Genomic DNA, 18,731 nt, shown 5'->3' with positions numbered 1-18,731 from the left:
TGAAATATTACTGTTCAGCTACCGTGTCAGGTGTGTTCAGTTTTGAAGGGAGGACCCGGGCTTTGCTTCCCGGACGAATTCTTTGTAATCCGGACACAATGACCCGATCGCCGGGGCGTAATCCCGCGGTCACTAACCATTGATTACCAACGGCCTTCACTGCGTTTATTTCACGCAGTTGCACTACGTTTTTCTGGTCAAGGATCAGCGCGGTGGCTTTTCCTTGTTCGTTGTGCGTAATTCCTTGCTGGGGGACCATCAACACGTTTTGTTGACTGCCTTCGTCCAGCAACGCAGTGACATACATGCCGGGTAAAATTTCACCTTCAGGATTGGGAAATACGGCGCGCAGGGTTACCGAACCGGTGGTCTCATCAACAGCGGGATCGGAAAACTCAAGCGTACCGGTATGGCGATAGGGTTTGCCGTTTTCCAGCATCAGCTCAACCGGAATTCTGCCTTGTTGCTGGGCAATTTTGCCGTTAGCTTTCTCTTCTTTCAGGCGTAAGAAGTCCTGTACTGACTGCGTTAAATCAACATAGATCGGATCTAATCTCTGAACGGTGACCAGCGAGTTTTCCTGATTGGCAGTAACCAGGGCACCCACGGTCACGGAAGATTTGCCGCTAATGCCATCAATGGGCGAGGTAACATTGGCGTATCGAAGATTGATAGTGGCTTGTTCAAGATCCGCTTTAGCGACGGCAACATTGGCTTGCGCTTCATTAAGCTGTGAACGCGTGGTGTCATAGTCCTGGCGGCTGACGTAATTAGATTGTATTAATGCTGACTGCCGATTTAGTGTCAGACGAACATTATTGGCGGTAGCCTGTGCCTTTGCCAACGCGCCTTTGGCTGAGTCCAGTCGTGCCTGCAGTGGGGCTGGATCAATTTGATACAGTGATTCTCCTTTGCTGACTTTATCACCTTCAACAAAGTTGCGTTTTATGATGATCCCACCAACCTGAGGGCGGATTTCGGCGATCTCGAACGCAAGCGCGCGACCCGGAAGTTCACTTTTAATATTTACTGAGGAGGGGGCTAAGGTAACAACGCCGACCTCGGGCTCCATGGTGGTTTTTACTGCAGGTTTATTATCGCAGGCGGTGATGATGACGCTACTAAAGAATAATGGTATCAACAGTAAGCATTTTCTGTTCATAGTAATCCCTGAATAATGTGTAAACACAAATGTTCTTTTATTGCATGCAGGGTGGGGGAGTTGTCGGTAAATAACAAAAGATGGTCAGGCATGAGAAGGGTAAAGCCCATTTCTTCGCTAAAGAATTAGCGGTTAAAAATTATATGTAACAGGAAGAATGCATGTTAAGCGAAGGATCTCATGAAGCAGGATGGCGCAATAAGATAAACGCGGGGTAATGAGAAGGGTTGTTTGCCAACACCTGACTCCGGAATATAGTCGCGCCATCTTACCTCTGGGATTATTTCACTAGCTCCGGAGTTACCTGAGTTACTGTATTAGCGTAGTAAGGCGCTCCCCACATCGGCTCTGGCCAGAACGCACCGTAACCATAATCCCACATATTATAAGTGGTGTTGACAGACTCAGTTAAATGCCAAACCTGGATACCTTGTAAATCAACTTTAACAAAGTTGTACGGGACTTTGTTGATGAAACCTGACTCATCTCCTTGAATTGTTCCCAAAATAGTCACGAAATGGTTTCTGTAGTTTACCGGATCGAGGAAACCTTTCTGCTGGGCAAGAATACGTCCCTGATAGCTCGCGTCAATTTGTGGCTTAGCAGAGTCGTTCAGTGGCAAAACGGCGATTTCCAGCAACGTATCTTTTTTGGTATTAATCACATTGATGACTTTACCGCCAAAACGGGCCTGCTGACCGGTATATAAACCGGGCTGGTTATGCACGGAGATAAAGTTTTTTTGGATATCGGGTTGATTATTACCTTTGATATTCTCAGGAATGGCGGCACATGATGCCAGGGTGAAAGCAAGGGCAATAATCATCAACCCTTTTGTATTTTTCATTTTACTTTCCTGCTTAAAAAAGACAGGGCTATAGTAAACCTTTGCGTATTATTGTCAGCACACGCATTGTTGATTATCTAAAATTAATATAATTGTAGCTCATGGTAATAACGGATTGTATTTTATCTGGTCGCTGAATGATGGCGATATTTTCAACGACCATAAAAGTAACTGCAGGCATCACGATTTCACGTCACGCTGGCGGGAATGTAATAAAGCGGATCATCAATTTTCGCGGCGCTCATCAACCGACAGAATGACCGCGTTCATTACTCCCGTCACCTAGCCGGTAAGCCAGCGCCACGACCAGTGACTGTACCAGGCACAGCGTCGCTGACTGGGAACGAAACGCGTCGACCTGCGCCTCTTTCACCACAAAGCAGAGATCGCTGAATGTTGCCAGCGGGCTTATCTGGCTGTCGGTAATCACGATCTGGCGCGCGCCGGCATTGGCCGCAGTTTCGCTGACCATCACCGTTTCTTCCGCATAAGGCGAGAAGCTTATCGACACCACGATATCGCGCGCTTTAATGCGGTTAATCTGCTCGCGCAGCATTCCGCCCATTCCGTCGAGCAAAATAGGGCGACACTCAAGATGGCTCAGGGCGTAGGTGAGATAGGCGGCGACGCTAAACGAACGACGTAGACCGGCGATGTAAATGGTGTCGGCTTCTGCCAGCAATTGTACGGCGCGTTCCAGCATTTCAGGTTCGGCACGGGCAGCCAGCTGCTGGAGCGCTTGAGTATTCGAACGGGCGAACTCCTGCAGGATATCGAGTGGGGTTTCCGGCACGGCTTCGCTTTCCATCTCACGGAACATGCGCGCGCGGTCGCTGTAGCTGGCGGTTTCCTCCACCAGGTTCATACGAAACAGCTGTTTCATTTCGTTGAAGCCGGTGAAGTCAAAGGCATTGGCGAAGCGGATCAGCGTTGAGGGTGGAACTCCGGCACGTTCAGCAATGACGGCAACCGTATCAAAGGCCACGCTATTGGTATTATCCAGCACATAGCGGGACACCTGCTGCAGCCGCTTACTCAGGCTATCGTAGCGATCGCGGATTTGCTGCTGCAGCTCGTTCAGGCTGGTTGCTGTTGTCATTTTACCTCCTGGTACATAGTTTTATGATTCTAAACGCAAAACCGCGTCTTTGAAATGTCACTCATTCATCTGGCTGTAAAAACGAAACAAAAGCTTCAGGTTTGCCGTTCGCTGAAACGTTCTGCCAGTGCACGCTAATCATGCGATTCCGCTTGTTAACATAAAAACCCATCCTTGATCACATTAATCATTATTTATTTTATTTCAACTTAAAATGGAATGTTTGTTTCATATATAGTACACAGATAACAGTGTTTAGGTAACAGTCACGTATCAACAGCGAGAGGTTAAGGATGGAGACAGTAGCGAATTTTATCCACGGCGAATGTGTCACCGGTTCAGGCCAGCGCGTTCAGGCAATCTTCAACCCGGCCACCGGCGAGCAGATCCGCCAGGTGGTGATGAGTACGACACAGGAAACCGAGCAGGCCATTGCGGCAGCGCACGACGCATTCCCCGGGTGGGCGCGCCATTCTCCGTTAAAACGTGCGCGAGTGATGTTCCGCTTTAAGGCGCTGTTGGAAGAAAACATGGAGAGGCTGGCTCGCATCATCAGCGAAGAGCATGGCAAGGTGTTCTCTGACGCAGTTGGTGAGCTGACCCGCGGCCTGGAAGTGGTGGAGTTTGCCTGCGGCATCCCACATCTGCAAAAGGGCGAACACTCAGCCAATGTAGGCACCGGCGTCGATAGCCATTCGCTGATGCAACCTCTCGGGGTTTGCGTCGGGATCACGCCGTTTAACTTTCCGGCAATGGTACCGATGTGGATGTTCCCCATCGCGCTGGCAACCGGGAATACCTTTGTGCTGAAACCCTCGGAAAAAGATCCTTCTCTCGCCCTGGCTCTGGCGAGACTGCTGCAAGAGGCGGGCCTGCCGGACGGCGTGTTCAACGTCGTACAGGGAGATAAAGAGTCCGTCGACGTGCTGCTGACTGACCCGCGCGTGCAAGCCGTGAGCTTTGTCGGCTCTACGCCGATTGCGGAATACATTTATCAGACAGCGTCAGCCCACGGTAAGCGTTGCCAGGCGTTAGGTGGTGCTAAAAATCACTGCATTTTAATGCCGGATGCCGACATGGATATGGCGACCAACGCCATTATGGGGGCCGCTTACGGCGCGGCGGGTGAACGCTGCATGGCGCTTTCTGTCGTGCTGGCGGTGGGTGATAAAACGGCAGATGAGCTGTGCTCGAGACTGGAAAAACAGATTGCGGCGCTGCGTGTCGGGCCGGGGCTTGATCAGACACCGGAAAACGAAATGGGACCGCTTATCTCCTCGGTGCATCGGAATAAAGTGCTCGGGTATATCGACAGTGGGGAATCTCAAGGAGCCAGTCTGCGCGTGGATGGTCGACGTTTTAGCGTTAAAGGCCATGAGCAGGGTTATTTTGTTGGGCCGACCCTGTTTGATAACGTCACGCCGGAGATGACCATTTATAAAGAAGAGATTTTTGGACCGGTGCTTTCTGTGGTGCGCGTAGCAGATTACAGCAGCGCGGTGGAACTGATTAACCGTCATGAATATGGTAACGGCACGGCAATTTTCACACGTGATGGCGGCTGTGCGCGTCGTTTCTGCGAAGAGGTGCAGGCGGGCATGGTGGGCGTTAACGTGCCTATTCCGGTGCCGATGGCGTTCCACAGTTTTGGCGGCTGGAAGCGGTCCATTTTTGGGGCGCTCAATGTTCACGGCAATGATGGCGTGCGCTTCTACACCCGGATGAAAACCGTCACCGCACGCTGGCCGGAGATGCTGCAGGACACAGGGGCAGCGTTCTCCATGCCAACGCTGGGCTGACAGGAGGGTTTATGCAAACCGAACGTATGACCATGGCTCAGGCGCTGGTCAAATTCCTTAATCAACAATATATCTGTGTCGATGGCGTGGAAACGCCCTTTGTCGAGGGGGTCGCCACCATCTTTGGTCACGGTAATGTGCTTGGCATTGGCCAGGCGCTTGAGCAGGATCCCGGTCATTTGCAGGTGATGCAGGGATGTAATGAGCAGGGAATTGCGCACATGGCGACCGGATTCGCCAAACAGCATCGGCGCCAGCGTATTTTTGCCGTGACGTCATCGGTTGGGCCGGGAGCGGCGAATATGGTGACTGCCGCGGCGACCGCAACGGCGAACCGTATTCCGCTGTTGCTGTTGCCCGGGGATGTATACGCCAGCCGTCAGCCGGACCCGGTATTGCAGCAAATTGAGCAATACCATGACCTTGGCATCAGCACCAACGACTGCTTCCGCCCGGTCTCGCGTTACTGGGACCGGATTAACCGCCCGGAGCAGTTAATGAGTGCGATGCTAAACGCGATGCGAACGCTTACTGACCCCGCAGATACTGGTGCCGTGACCATCTGCCTGCCACAGGATGTACAGGGAGAAGCCTGGGACTATCCACAGAGTTTCTTTGCGCGCCGCGTTCATCTGATTGAACGTCGACCGCCCGACCCACAGCGTCTGGCGATGGCGCGGGCGCTGATTGCCCGCAAACGCCGTCCGCTGGTGGTATGCGGCGGCGGGGTACGATATTCCGGCGCGCATGAGGCGTTTCGTACGTTTGTTGAAACGCTGCAACTGCCGTTTGCCGAAACTCAGGCCGGAAAAGGCGCACTGGTTAGTGACCACCCACTTAACCTCGGAGGCATTGGAGTAACTGGAGGGATGGCAGCGAATCAGCTCGCACCGCAAACCGATCTGGTGATCGGCATCGGTACGCGCCTCACCGACTTTACCACCGGTTCGAAAGCGCTGTTTTCTCATCCGGAGGTTGAGTTCCTGCTGCTGAATGTGGCGGAGTTTGACGCGCTGAAGCTTGATGCCACCGCGCTTATCGCCGACGCCCGTACCGGGCTGACGGCGTTAACTGAAACGCTAAAAGACTACCGCAGCGGTTGGGGGGATGAGGTAACGCAGGCGCAGGCGGCCTGGCGCAATGAGTGCCAACGTTTATGGGATCGCGACTGGCGTCCCGACGACGAACCCGAAGTGGCAGGGCATCTTGACGCTCAGCTGGCGGAATATGGCGACACGCTAAACACCCGGTTGACCCAGACGAAGGTGCTGGGACTTATCAATCAGCACATTGAAGATAACGCTATCGTCGTGGGGGCCGCTGGATCGCTGCCAGGCGATTTACAGCGTATCTGGCAGGTCAAAACCCCGGACAGCTATCACCTGGAATACGGCTACTCCTGTATGGGCTATGAAATTGCGGCTGCTATTGGGGCCAGGCTGGCGAAGCCACAGCAGCCGGTTTATGCCATGGTGGGGGATGGCTCATACATGATGCTGCATTCCGAGCTACAAACCGCCGTTCAGGAGGGGATAAAAGTCACTATCCTGTTGTTCGATAACGCCAGCTTCGGGTGCATTAACAACCTGCAGATGGGGCATGGGATGGGGAGTTTCGGTACGGAAAACCGCCACCGCAACCCGCAAACCGGACGGTTAGATGGACCGTTGGTGAAGGTCGATTTTGCCAAAAACGCGGAAAGCTACGGCTGTCGGGCATGGCGCGTACATGACGAGCAAAGTCTGCTGGCGGCGCTGGAAGCCTCCCGTGTGCATTCAGGGCCTGTGCTGCTGGATATCAAAGTTCTGCCGAAAACCATGACCCACGACTATGCCTCCTGGTGGCGCACTGGCGATGCGCAGGTGGCAGACTCTCCGTCGGTGCGAAAAGCGGCTGAGCAGACGTTTGAGCAGGTGAAAAACGCACGCCAGTACTAAAAGCGATTAATGCCGGATGGTGCTGCGCTTATCCGGCCTACAGCGGATTCTATCTCCTGGCCGGATAAGGCGTTAGCGTCGTCATCCGGCAACCTGCGACAACGAAATTTTCATTTCATTTTTCCTTTCTCTTCATCCATCACCTCCTTCCTGAACGGAAGGGGGCCAATTCCTTCATCTTTCCTGTCTTTATGTTGTGATATTGATAACAAATTTTATCTCGATCATCTCAAAAGTGTTAACTTGCACCCAAAAATATAATTTTCACTATTTATAAAAATGAAATAAATGTTTTATTTAAAGGGTCGTTAGTTCATCGCATTCACCAACACCGGGAGCCGTTATGTTTAACATTGCTTTACTGGGCGCTGGCCGAATTGGCCAGGTACATGCAGCTAACATTGCCAGTCACAGTGCTACTACCCTCTGGTCGGTCGTCGACCCGAATCAGGAATTTGCCACTCGTCTTGCCACACAGTACCAGGCTCGTTTGCAAAGCCTGGATGAGGCGATGACGGACCCTAACGTTCACGCCGTGCTGATTGCCTCCGCGACCGATACCCACGCGGATCTGATTGAAATGGCCGCACGCCACGGCAAAGCCATCTTCTGTGAAAAGCCGGTCCACCTGGATCTGGCCCGTGTACGCGACTGTCTGAAAGTGGTCAAAGAGTACGACGTACCGTTGTTTATCGGTTTCAACCGCCGCTTCGATCCGCAGTTTCGCCGCGTGAAAACTGACGCACTGGCCGGGCGTATCGGTAAACCGGAATCGCTGCTGATCATCTCCCGCGATCCGTCGCCGCCGCCTGCGGAATATGTGCGCGTATCCGGCGGTATGTTCCGCGATATGACCATCCACGATTTTGATATGGCGCGCTTTATCATGGGCGAAGAGCCGGTTTCGGTGTATGCCCAGGGCAGCAATCTGGTGGATCCGGCGATTGGCGAAGCGGGCGATATCGACACCGCGTTCATCGTACTGAAATACGCCTCCGGCGCGATGGCGACCATCGTCAACAGCCGCCGTTCTTCTTACGGATACGATCAGCGCCTTGAGCTGCACGGCTCTGAAGGGCTGCTGTGCGCGGGCAATATTCTCGAAAACCAGGTGCAGCATTACGGCAAACAGGGCTGCACCAGCGCGTTACCTGAACACTTCTTCCTGCAGCGTTATAAATCGGCCTATGCCGCGGAATGGGAACACTTTGTTGCGGTACTGCGCGGCGAAGCGGTCCCTGATTGCAGCGGGGACGATGGCGAGCGTGCGCTGTATCTGGCGGATAAAGCGCTGGAGTCACTGCATAGCCAGCGTGAAGTTCTCCTCTGATTGTCACCACAACCTACCCTACACAGAGAGACATAATAATGAAAAAATTGATCTTAGCTGTCCTCATCGCCATGACATCCGGGGCAGCCATTGCTGAAAATGAGCAAATTGTTTTCAGTACGCCAAACCTGGCGATGCCATTTGAAGTTCACATGCAGCGCACGGCGGTGAAAGCCGCAAAAGAGATGGGCGTGAATTTACAGGTCCTGGACGGGCAGGGTAGCTCGCCAAAACAGGTCGCTGACCTGGAAAACGCCATAACTCGTGGCGCACAGGGCTTTATTGTTTCGCCGAACGATGTCAACGCGGTATCCAGCGCGGTAGATGAAATTCAGGATGCGAAACTGCCCGTGGTCACGCTCGACCGCTCCGTTGACAGCCAGAAAAAAGTGCCGCACTTCGGCGCGAACAACTACAAAGGCGGCCAGGCGATTGGCGACTTTGTCAAAACCAAATTCCCAGACGGGGCAGACATTATTCTGCTGACCGGCCAGCCAGGCTCCTCCTCCAACATTGAACGTACTAAAGGTATTCGCGACAGCCTAAAGGCGGGCGGTGAAAAGTACAAGATCGTTGCCGATCAGACGGGTAACTGGATGCGTTCTGAAGGGATGCGCATTGTTGAAAGCGTGCTGCCTTCGCTGCCGAAACGCCCGCAGGTGATCCTCTCCGCTAACGACGATATGGCGCTGGGCGCGATTGAAGCGTTACAGGGACAAGGACTGAAGCCGGGTGAAGTTCTGGTCACGGGATTCGATGCCGTGCCGGAAGCACTGGCGCGTGTGCGCGACGGTTGGCTGGCAGTGACGGCGGATCAACGTCCTGGCTTTGCGGTGAAAACGGCCATGAGCCAGTTGGTGAATAACGTCCGTGAGAAGACTGCGATCACCGGGGCTGACTACCCGCCAACGCTTATCACTAAAGAAAATTTGCAGCAGGCTGAGCGTATCGGTGAGGCCGGTAACTGATATGTCCGGAGCCGCCGTTACGGCGGCTCTCTATGAGGAGGAGCAGACCGATGTCGCAACCCTTACTGAAAGTGACCGACCTGGCGAAAAGCTTTTCCGGCGTTTGGGCGCTGAGCAGCGCACAACTGACTGTCGGAGCAGGCGAAATTCATGCGCTGTTAGGTGAGAACGGTGCCGGAAAATCGACCCTGCTGAAAGCGCTGGCGGGCGCACAGCCGCAAACACGCGGGGATATTTGGTTCAACGGCGAAACATTGCCGGTAGAAGACTCTCCGGTTGAGCGGCAGAACAAGGGCATTATCACGATTTATCAGGAATTTAATCTGCTGCCCAATATGACCGTCGCCGAGAATATGTTCCTCGGACGTGAACCGCGTAAACGCAATCTGATTGTGGACGAAAAGGCGGTAAATCAGGAGGCGCAGGTAATTCTGGATTACCTGCAACTGAACGTTGCGCCAACCACAGCCGTGGCCCGACTGAGCGTGGCGCAGCAGCAAATGGTGGAAATTGCGCGGGCGCTGACGTTGAACGCGAAGCTGATCATCATGGACGAACCTTCCGCCGCGCTGAGCGACAGCGAAGTAGAAAGTCTGCACCGGGTGGTGCGGGAACTTAAAGGGCGTGGCGTGAGCATTATCTACGTCACCCATCGCCTGCATGAAGTTTTTCAACTCTGCGACCAGTTCACCGTTTTTCAGGATGGACGATTCACCGGGAATGGCGCGGTTGCACAGACCACCGTAGAACAGCTGATCCGCCTGATGGTGGGGCGCGATGTGGCCTTTAATCGCCGCCCGGCCAGCGAAACTCACCATGAAGATAAACCTGTGCGTCTGGCGGTGAAGGGGCTTAGCCGCGAAAAACCGCCGCTGGATCCGCATGGCATCGCGCTGCACGACATTAGCTTCCACGTGCATGCTGGCGAAGTATTAGGTATTGCCGGACTGGTGGGTGCCGGGCGCACCGAAGTGGCCCGCTGCCTGTTTGGCGCCGACGGTTTTACCTCCGGCAGCTTTGAACTTGATGGCGTGCCGTATCAGCCGCGCGATCCGCTGTTTGCGCTGGATCAGGGGCTGGCGCTGGTACCGGAAGATCGTAAAAAAGAGGGGGCAGTGTTGGGACTGTCGATCCGCGACAACCTGTCGCTCTCCAGCCTGTCGTCACTGCTGCACTGGCGCTGGTTTGTGAATACCCGCAAAGAAGATGCCCTGATTGAGTCTTACCGCCAGGCGCTGCAGATCAAAATGGTCAACAGTGCGCAGGAGGTGCGCAAGCTCTCCGGCGGAAACCAGCAAAAAGTGATCCTCGCGCGCTGCATGGCGCTTAACCCTCGGGTGTTGATTGTGGATGAACCGACGCGCGGCATCGATGTTGGCACCAAATCAGAAGTCCATCAGGTGCTGTTTGATATGGCGAAAAAGGGCGTGGCGGTGATTGTGATCTCCTCCGATCTGCCGGAAGTCATGGCGGTTTCCGATCGGATCATCACGTTGAGTGAAGGCCGGGTGACTGGCGAGATCCACGGCGATGACGCCAACGAAGAGCGGCTAATGACGATGATGGCCATCAACCACAACGCCCTGAATGCGGCATAACGGAGTGACTCATGACGCAGATTATTTCTAAAACGCAGGTTCCAGCCAAACGCGGTGGACGTCTTGATCCCATTGCCTTTTTTGAGCGCTTTGGGGTGCTGATTTTTATGATCCTGCTGCTGATTTTCTTTCAGTTGCAGAACAGCAATTTTCTTTCTGAACGCAACATTTTCAACATTCTGACCGAAGTCTCCATCTACGGGATCATGGCGGTGGGTATGACGTTTGTCATTCTGACTGCCGGCATCGATCTGTCGGTGGGCTCTATCCTGGCGGTCTGCGCTATGACCGCCGCGTATGTGATCAAGGGCGACAACTTCACCACCGTCGATCCGAACGCCTGGGGCGGCATGAGCTGGCTGATTGGCCTTGGTATCTGTATGGCGATGGGCACCGCGATTGGTTTTCTGCATGGCCTCGGCGTGACCCGCCTGCGTCTTCCGCCGTTTATCGTCACCCTCGGTGGGATGACCATCTGGCGCGGCCTGACGCTGGTGATCAACGACGGCGCGCCGATTGCCGGTTTCGACGCGGGATACCGCTGGTGGGGACGCGGCGAACTGCTCGGCATTTCGATTCCAATCTGGATCTTTGCTCTGGTGGCCGTAGGCGGTTATCTGGCGCTGCATAAAACCCGCTGGGGGCGCTTCGTATACGCCATCGGCGGCAACCCGGAGGCGGCGCGTCTGGCAGGGGTCAACGTGAAGCGCGTGCTGGTGAGCGTCTACGTACTGATTGGCTGTCTGGCCGGGCTGGCGGGCTTCATCCTCAGCGCACGTCTGGGAAGTGCGGAAGCGGTCGCCGGGATCTCCTTTGAGCTGCGTGTCATCGCTTCGGTGGTGATTGGCGGCACGTCGCTGATGGGGGGGTACGGGCGTATCGGCGGCACCATTATCGGCTCGATCATCATGGGCATCCTGATTAACGGTCTGGTGCTGATGAACGTCTCGGCTTACTACCAACAAATTATTACCGGCTTAATTATCGTTCTGGCGGTGGCGTTCGATACCTACGCCAAGAGCCGTCGCGGCGCACTGTGAGGATCATGATGAAAGAGGTTCGTATTGGATTGATTGGCACCGGGTATATCGGTAAGGCGCACGCTATCGCCTATGCCCAGGCCCCGACGGTGTTCAACCTGCGCGGCAAACTAGTGCGCGAGATGGTGGCGGAAGTCACGCCGGAACTGGCGGCAGAGCGGGCGCAGGCGTTTGGCTTCAATCGCTCAACCGGAGACTGGCGGGCGCTGGTGGCCGACCCGGCCATTGATGTGGTGGATATCTGTTCTCCTAATCATCTGCACAAAGAGATGGCGCTGGAAGCGATTCGCCACGGCAAGCATGTGTATTCGGAAAAACCGTTGGCGCTGAACGCCCACGACGCGCGTGAAATGGTTGAGGCCGCACAGCGGGCAGGAGTGAAAACCCTGGTGGGGTTCAACTATATGAAGAACCCAACGGCGCAGTTGGCGAAAGAGATCATTGAGCGCGGCGAAATTGGCGAGGTGATCCATTTCTACGGCACCCACAACGAAGACTACATGGCCGATCCGCTTGCGCCGATCCACTGGCACTGTTTTAAAGAAACGGCGGGGCTGGGGGCACTTGGCGATCTGGCGGCGCATATCGTCAATATGGCGCAGTACCTGGTTGGCGATATTCATCAGGTCTGCGGCGACTTGAAGATCGTGGTGCCACAGCGTCCGGCGCAAGTCGGTTCCTCGCAAATGGTGACGGTAGAGAACGAAGATCAGGCCCACGCGATGGTGCGCTTTGCAGGCGGTGCGCAAGGGGTGATTGAAACCTCCCGCGTCGCCTGTGGCCGCAAGATGGGGTTGTCGTATGTGATTACCGGGACCAAAGGAACCATCAGTTTTACCCAGGAGCGCATGGCTGAGCTGAAGCTCTATTTGCATGACGATCCGGTCAACCGCCAGGGGTTTCGCACTTTACTGGTTGGTCCTTCGCATCCGGACTACGGCGCGTTTTGCATGGGAGCAGGGCATGGCATCGGCTTTAACGACCAGAAAACGGTGGAAGTGCGCGACCTGGTGGACGGCATTGCCGCCGATGCGCCGATGTGGCCGGACTTCGAAGAGGGCTGGAAGGTGTCGCGTGTGCTTGACGCTATCGCACTCTCGCACCTGGAAGGCCGCTGGCTGAATGTGAACGATATTGTCTGAAGAGGTATCAACGTGGAAAAGCAGTTTGATGTGATATGCATGGGCCGCGTGGCGGTTGACCTCTACAGTCAGCAGATTGGCGCACGCCTGGAAGATGTGTCGAGCTTTGCCAAATATCTTGGCGGATCGTCCGGCAACGTGGCCTACGGAACGGCGCGGCAGGGACTGCGTTCATCAATGCTGGCGCGGGTTGGCGACGAACATATGGGGCGTTTCCTGCGTGAAGAATTAAATCAGGTAGGCTGCGATACCAGCCATCTGATTACCGATAAAGACCGCCTGACAGCGCTGGTGCTACTCGGCATTAAAGACCGGGACACCTTCCCACTGATTTTTTACCGTGATAACTGCGCGGATATGGCGATTACCGCCAGCGATGTTGATGAACAGTACATCGCTTCTGCTCGTTGTCTTGCCATCACCGGGACGCATCTTTCTCATCCGCAAACCCGCGAGGCGGTGTTGACGGCGCTCGCTTACGCCCGGCGTCACGGCGTGCGTACGGCGCTGGATATCGACTATCGCCCGGTGCTGTGGGGGCTTACATCCTTAGGCGACGGCGAAACACGTTTTATCGCCGCCGATCAGGTCACCCGTCAATTGCAGGAGGTGTTGCATCTTTTTGATGTGATTGTCGGCACCGAGGAGGAGTTTCATATCGCGGGCGGCAGTACCGATACGCTGCAGGCGCTGTCGCAGGTTCGCGGCGTGAGTAACGCGACGCTGGTCTGCAAGCGCGGTGCGCTCGGTAGCTCGGTGTATACCGACGCGATCCCGGCCCGGCTGGACGATGGCCTGACGGTGACAGGCGTACGCGTGGAGGTGCTGAACGTGTTGGGGGCGGGGGATGCGTTTATGTCCGGCCTGCTGCGCGGCTACCTCAACGATGAGGGATGGGAGCAGGCGTGCCGCTATGCTAATGCCTGCGGTGCGCTGGTGGTATCTCGTCACGGCTGTGCGCCGGCGATGCCGAGCAAAGTTGAGCTAGATGATTATCTTTCTCGTGCTGCGGAGGTTCCGCGTCCGGATCTTGACCCGCGTCTAAACCATCTGCACCGCGTCACCACCCGTCGCCGCGAATGGCCGGAACTGTGCGTGATGGCTTTCGATCACCGCAGTCAGCTTGAAGAGATGGCGCTACAGTGCGGCGCGTCTTTGAAGCGTATTCCGGCATTGAAACAGCTTATTTTGCAGGCCAGCCGTGAAGCAGCCAACAGCGCCGGGCTGGAGGGCAAGGCCGGGCTGCTTTGCGACGGTACGTTTGGTCAGGATGCGCTGAATTCGATAACCGGAGAGGGCTGGTGGATAGGTCGCCCTATCGAACTGCCGGGATCTCGCCCGCTGGAGATGGAACACGGCAATATTGGCTCGCAGCTCATCAGTTGGCCGCAGGAACATGTGGTGAAGTGTCTGGTTTTTTTCCATCCGGAAGATGCCCACGCGTTGCGTCTGGAGCAAGAACAGAAAATCGCCGAGGTGTACCGCGCCTGTTGTCAGTCTGGTCATGAGTTGCTGCTGGAGGTGATTTTGCCGGCCAGTATGCCGCGCAGTGATGAACTGTATTTGCGCGCTATTTCCCGCTTCTACAACTTAGGGATCTACCCCGACTGGTGGAAACTCCCACCGCTGACTTCTGCTGGCTGGACGGCGTTGAGTGACATTATTGAACGGCGCGATCCGCACTGCCGTGGCGTGGTGATCCTTGGTCTGGACGCACCGGCAGAGCAACTGCGCGCTGATTTCAAAGCGGCTGCGGGTCATGCGGTGGTGAAAGGATTTGCCGTGGGACGCACGCTGTTTGGCGACGCTTCCCGCGCGTGGTTGAAACACGATATTGACGATGCGCAACTGGTGGCGCGCATTAAAGATAACTACCTGCAGCTTATCGCCTGGTGGCGCGAGCGCGGACAAGCATAATTCAGGAGAAGATAATGACGGTACAATTAGGTATTAATCCACTGACATGGACGAATGATGATCTTCCTTCACTGGGCGCTGAGACGTCGCTTGATACTTGTCTGAGCGAGGGTAAAGAGGCCGGATTTGCTGGTTTCGAACTGGGTAATAAATTCCCGCGCGAGGCGCGTCTGCTCGGCCCCATTTTGCAGCGTCACGACCTGCAACTGGTTTCCGGCTGGTACTCTGGACGTCTGCTGGAACGCAGCGTGGAGGAGGAGATTGCCGCCGTGCAGTCACATCTGACGTTACTGCGCGAGTTGGGGGCCAAGGTGCTGGTCTTTGCCGAAGTCAGTGGCTGCATTCACGGCGAGCAGCAGACGCCGGTACATCTGCGTCCGCGCTTCCCGCAAGAGCGCTGGCAAGAATACGGTGAAAAGCTTACCGAGTTTGCGCGCTACACCCAACAGCAGGGGGTACAGATTGCCTATCACCACCACATGGGAACGGTGATTGAATCTGCTGAAGATGTGGGTAATCTGATGACGAATACCGGTGATGAAGTTGGATTGCTGCTCGACACGGGACACTTGACCTTCGCCGGAGCCGATCCGCTGGCGGTGGCGCAGCGCTGGGCATCGCGTATCAACCATGTTCACTGTAAAGACGTGCGTGCCGACGTGCTGGCGGATGTCAAAAATCGCAAAACCAGCTTTCTCGATGCGGTACTGAGTGGGGTCTTTACCGTGCCGGGCGATGGCTGCGTTGACTATCCGCCGATCATGGCCTTGCTGAAGGCGAACCAGTATCAGGGGTGGTTAGTCGTGGAGGCGGAGCAGGATCCGGCCATCGCGCATCCGCTGACGTATGCGCGTCTGGGCTATAACAACCTTAGCCGTCTGGCGCGTGACGCTGGTCTTATCTGAGGAGGTGATATGTCACGTTTATTATCACGTTGGCAGCAGCCGGACGCGCAGGGGCGTACGCAGTCAGTGACGCCGGAAAGCGCCGGTTGGGAATATGTTGGCTTTAAAGCGTACGAACTGGAAGAGGGGCAGCAGCTTACGCTGCCCGCCGTCAGCGAAGAACGTTGTCTGGTATTGGTCGCCGGACGCGCGACCATCACCACGCCGGGTGCAACCTTTACAGATATCGGCGAACGGATGAGCCCGTTCGAACGGATAAAACCGTGGGCGGTCTATGTCACTGCTGGTGAAACCATACAGGTTCAGGCAGTGACCAGACTAGAGCTGGCGGTCTGCGCTGCGCCGGGGAAAGGCACACACCCAACACGGCTGATCGCCCCTAAGGATATCGACGGGGAAGCGCGCGGCAAAGGTCACAACCAGCGTTATGTGCATAACATTTTACCGGAAGATAAACCTGCTGATAGCCTGCTGGTGGTGGAAGTGTGGACCAACGAAGGCTGTACCAGTTCCTGGCCAAGTCACAAGCATGATACCGACAATCCGCCGCAGGAGACCTATCTGGAAGAGACTTACTACCATCGCCTCAACCCGCCGCAGGGATTCTGTCTGCAACGGGTATACACCGACGACCGATCGCTTGACGAGTGTATGGCAGTCTATAACCGCGATGTGGTGATGGTGCCAAAAGGGTATCACCCGGTGGCAACCCTGGCAGGATATGACAGCTACTACCTTAACGTGATGGCGGGGCCGGTTCGCAAATGGATGTTTACCTGGGAAGATGAACATGCGTGGATTAATCGCGAGTATCCAGTTGATAAGTAAGGTTATGAATGGCTTTGTTAAAAGCGAGTCGTTTTTTCCCCTCCTTTTGATCAGTAAAATGGGAGGGATGGGATGACGGTTGGTACTATTTAAGTGCTCATTATTCTCATAGCTCGCCTTGCTATGAGAATAATGCAAGCGTCGATATATTTGGGATTATGGCAGTAGCCAGGGTGCTGTCGAAAACACCCCGGCTATCTTTTGTTGCGGGCTGATTAGAAATGATATTTCAGTCCTAACGTTGCCGCGCTGTTGTTGTAACCGTTGTCTCCCATCTGGACGCCCACATTACCCCACAGATTTAAATCTGGCGTAATCTGGCCTTCAACACCCAGTTTAATCTCTCCCAGATTGCGTGCACCTTCCTGGCTGACGCTAACGTCGTCCATTTTTGTGCTAAAACTGCGTGTATTATGGAGCCAGTTAGCTTCAATAAATGGCTGGAATTCGCGGCCTTTGTCCTCATCCATTTTATTAAAGCTTTTCAGATAGGTTCTGGCTCCAAGACGGGTTTGAATAGTACCGTTACCATTCATCTCGATACGCGTTCCGTTAGCTTCCCGATGGTCATCTGATTTGACCCCCATCCAGGTAACCTGCGCCTGCGGTTGAACATACCACTCATTAACGGTTCCTTTGCTGCCAGAGAATTCGCCAACTTTAAAGGTATACCCCGTTTCAACAGATGCCGTCAGACCTTTGGATTTATAGGACTCAGAAGCCAGTCCTTCACCTTTGACATGGTTATCAAACCATCCATATTGTGCCCAACCGTCGAAGTACAGGCCTTTATGATCAGTGTTATCGGCAAACCACGTGGCATAAAGGCCAGTGCTGTAGCCATTGACGCTACCTCGCGAGGTGTAACCCGTTGCTGATGAGCGGGTCTGATTATTGTCATGACCATATCCGGCCATGATCCCGAGACGCCAGCTATCATGCCCGTTGGTTGAGCCCTGCACGATATCGCTGCCGAGCTGCATCACATAGCGATTACTTTGAGTACGCAACTGGCTGCTACCGTCATACCAACTTTGGTGGCTACCTGCCTGACGCATCCACATACCGGTGGTTTTCATCTCTCCGGTTGACACATCTGTGTACTGAGCTTTGCCCGAGCGATCGTGTAGCTGCATGTTGAACATGGTGTTTACTGCAGCATGGTTCGCGGTATAGGTTCCTCCTTCAGGGCGAAGCATATGCTCTGTGGGCGAAACTGGTTTTTCGGGATTTTCAGGCTTAATCAACTGACTGGTCAGATACCAGTGATTATTGTTAGCCCCCTGACCTCGAACCAATGAATAATCATATGCACCCGCAGTGATACGCCCGCTCTGAGTAAAATCACCATCAGAACGGCCATCAACATGAATAAGCTCAATCCCCTCCAGAGTTTGTGAGCCCTGGCCTCCTGCATTGGTGACACTTACTTGAGTATTGCCAGTAGTATCACCTTTTACAATAAGCTTATCGGTGGCCGAACGATCGTCCCCCAGAACCGTATCAAAATTAATATGACCATTGTTGCCGTGGTAATTTCCTTCAACAATCAGCTGGTTGCCGGCGGACTGTCCAATATTCCCCAAAGATATCGCACCCTGATTGGTGAGATCTCCGCCAACAGTAAAGTGGCCTGATGCTCCATTTCCGGCAACAAACAGTCCGGCATTATGGATACTGCCTAGTACCGTTCCCGCGCCTGAAAGCATACCGGCAGAAGATATATTGACCTGCTGGCTCGCTAACCCGTACCTCTCAGCAGAACGTTTAGCTCACCATTGATACGCACTGTTCCTTGGGTAATATCCAGTCCACCACCTGATGTGAAGGTCAGGCGGGGGCGAGAGTCCGGCGCATTGATTACCAGGTTAGCATTATCTTTTACATTGATATGGTAATTAATAGACTGGTTTTTTTCGCCAAAATCAACGGTGCTATCTGTGCTGACATCAATATCATTAGCAAAGGCCATTGATGAACATAGCGCTACAGCACCGGCTAATAACGCCCTGGACTTTTTTTTCGTGTTCTTCCTTCCCAGTTCGGAGCACACACACCAGCAATTACGGACTTTACTCCATTTTATTTGATATATTTTGTTCATAAACTCTCCGCAAAATAATCATAATAAAAATTTAACACTTTTGGGGTAAGGTATT

Annotated in this window: 14 protein-coding genes and 1 pseudogene; 10 read left to right on the top strand and 5 right to left on the bottom strand. The window is 54.3% G+C overall.

The window, feature by feature from the left end; genetic code table 11:
* Positions 1-7: 7 nt before the first annotated feature.
* The 3 genes from OGV98_RS22160 to OGV98_RS22150 form a co-directional block, all read right to left on the bottom strand.
* Positions 8-1,162, bottom strand: coding sequence for an efflux RND transporter periplasmic adaptor subunit (locus OGV98_RS22160; RefSeq protein WP_202581042.1), 1,155 nt, complete (start codon positions 1,160-1,162; stop codon positions 8-10).
* A 280-nt stretch (positions 1,163-1,442) separates the two neighbouring features.
* Positions 1,443-2,009 carry a Slp family lipoprotein gene (locus tag OGV98_RS22155; RefSeq protein ID WP_003839775.1) on the bottom strand — a complete coding sequence of 189 codons (567 nt, stop codon included), beginning with the start codon at positions 2,007-2,009 and terminating at the stop codon, positions 1,443-1,445.
* Positions 2,010-2,253: 244 nt separating this feature from the next.
* Entirely contained in the window at positions 2,254-3,108 is an 855-nt protein-coding gene (locus OGV98_RS22150; RefSeq protein WP_003839777.1) for a MurR/RpiR family transcriptional regulator, read from the bottom strand.
* Between the two features lie 293 nt (positions 3,109-3,401).
* Here OGV98_RS22150 and OGV98_RS22145 point away from each other — a divergent pair, with 293 nt between their 5' ends.
* The 10 genes from OGV98_RS22145 (at position 3,402) to iolB (ending at position 16,572) form a co-directional block, all read left to right on the top strand.
* A complete protein-coding gene (locus OGV98_RS22145; protein WP_046670418.1) occupies positions 3,402-4,907 on the top strand; it encodes a CoA-acylating methylmalonate-semialdehyde dehydrogenase in 1,506 nt (501 codons plus the stop codon).
* An 11-nt stretch (positions 4,908-4,918) separates the two neighbouring features.
* Complete coding sequence (gene iolD, locus OGV98_RS22140) at positions 4,919-6,844, top strand: 3D-(3,5/4)-trihydroxycyclohexane-1,2-dione acylhydrolase (decyclizing) (RefSeq protein ID WP_202581043.1); 1,926 nt, start codon at positions 4,919-4,921, stop codon at positions 6,842-6,844.
* A gap of 343 nt (positions 6,845-7,187) precedes the next feature.
* Complete coding sequence (gene iolG / locus OGV98_RS22135) at positions 7,188-8,174, top strand: inositol 2-dehydrogenase (RefSeq protein WP_003845960.1); 987 nt, start codon at positions 7,188-7,190, stop codon at positions 8,172-8,174.
* A gap of 38 nt (positions 8,175-8,212) precedes the next feature.
* Complete coding sequence (locus tag OGV98_RS22130) at positions 8,213-9,142, top strand: sugar ABC transporter substrate-binding protein (RefSeq protein WP_032949851.1); 930 nt, start codon at positions 8,213-8,215, stop codon at positions 9,140-9,142.
* A gap of 50 nt (positions 9,143-9,192) precedes the next feature.
* Positions 9,193-10,740 carry a sugar ABC transporter ATP-binding protein gene (locus OGV98_RS22125; RefSeq protein WP_003839789.1) on the top strand — a complete coding sequence of 516 codons (1,548 nt, stop codon included), beginning with the start codon at positions 9,193-9,195 and terminating at the stop codon, positions 10,738-10,740.
* 11 nt (positions 10,741-10,751) lie between these two features.
* Positions 10,752-11,780 (top strand): ABC transporter permease, encoded by a 1,029-nt coding sequence (locus OGV98_RS22120; RefSeq protein WP_003826102.1) that lies wholly within the window; start codon positions 10,752-10,754, stop codon positions 11,778-11,780.
* 8 nt (positions 11,781-11,788) lie between these two features.
* A complete protein-coding gene (locus tag OGV98_RS22115) occupies positions 11,789-12,922 on the top strand; it encodes a Gfo/Idh/MocA family protein (protein ID WP_048232637.1) in 1,134 nt (377 codons plus the stop codon).
* Positions 12,923-12,934: 12 nt separating this feature from the next.
* Positions 12,935-14,839, top strand: a complete 1,905-nt coding sequence (locus OGV98_RS22110; protein ID WP_008321519.1) for a bifunctional 5-dehydro-2-deoxygluconokinase/5-dehydro-2-deoxyphosphogluconate aldolase — start codon at positions 12,935-12,937, stop codon at positions 14,837-14,839.
* A 14-nt stretch (positions 14,840-14,853) separates the two neighbouring features.
* Positions 14,854-15,744, top strand: coding sequence for a myo-inosose-2 dehydratase (gene iolE, locus OGV98_RS22105; RefSeq protein ID WP_003845952.1), 891 nt, complete (start codon positions 14,854-14,856; stop codon positions 15,742-15,744).
* Positions 15,745-15,753: 9 nt separating this feature from the next.
* Complete coding sequence (gene iolB / locus OGV98_RS22100; RefSeq protein WP_003845950.1) at positions 15,754-16,572, top strand: 5-deoxy-glucuronate isomerase; 819 nt, start codon at positions 15,754-15,756, stop codon at positions 16,570-16,572.
* 215 nt (positions 16,573-16,787) lie between these two features.
* Here the strand turns inward: iolB and OGV98_RS22095 are convergent.
* Together OGV98_RS22095 and OGV98_RS23670 are read right to left on the bottom strand one after the other, a co-directional pair.
* A pseudogene (locus OGV98_RS22095) lies at positions 16,788-18,290 on the bottom strand (autotransporter outer membrane beta-barrel domain-containing protein); the annotation flags it as partial.
* Between the two features lie 23 nt (positions 18,291-18,313).
* Entirely contained in the window at positions 18,314-18,676 is a 363-nt protein-coding gene (locus tag OGV98_RS23670) for an ESPR domain-containing protein (protein ID WP_373365816.1), read from the bottom strand.
* Positions 18,677-18,731: the final 55 nt, after the last annotated feature.

Source organism: Citrobacter sp. Cf136 (assembly GCF_030333815.1).
GTDB classification, from domain to species: Bacteria; Pseudomonadota; Gammaproteobacteria; order Enterobacterales; family Enterobacteriaceae; genus Citrobacter; species Citrobacter freundii.
Note: the sequence above shows the minus strand (reverse complement) of the source record. Positions and strands in the feature narration are given on the sequence as shown.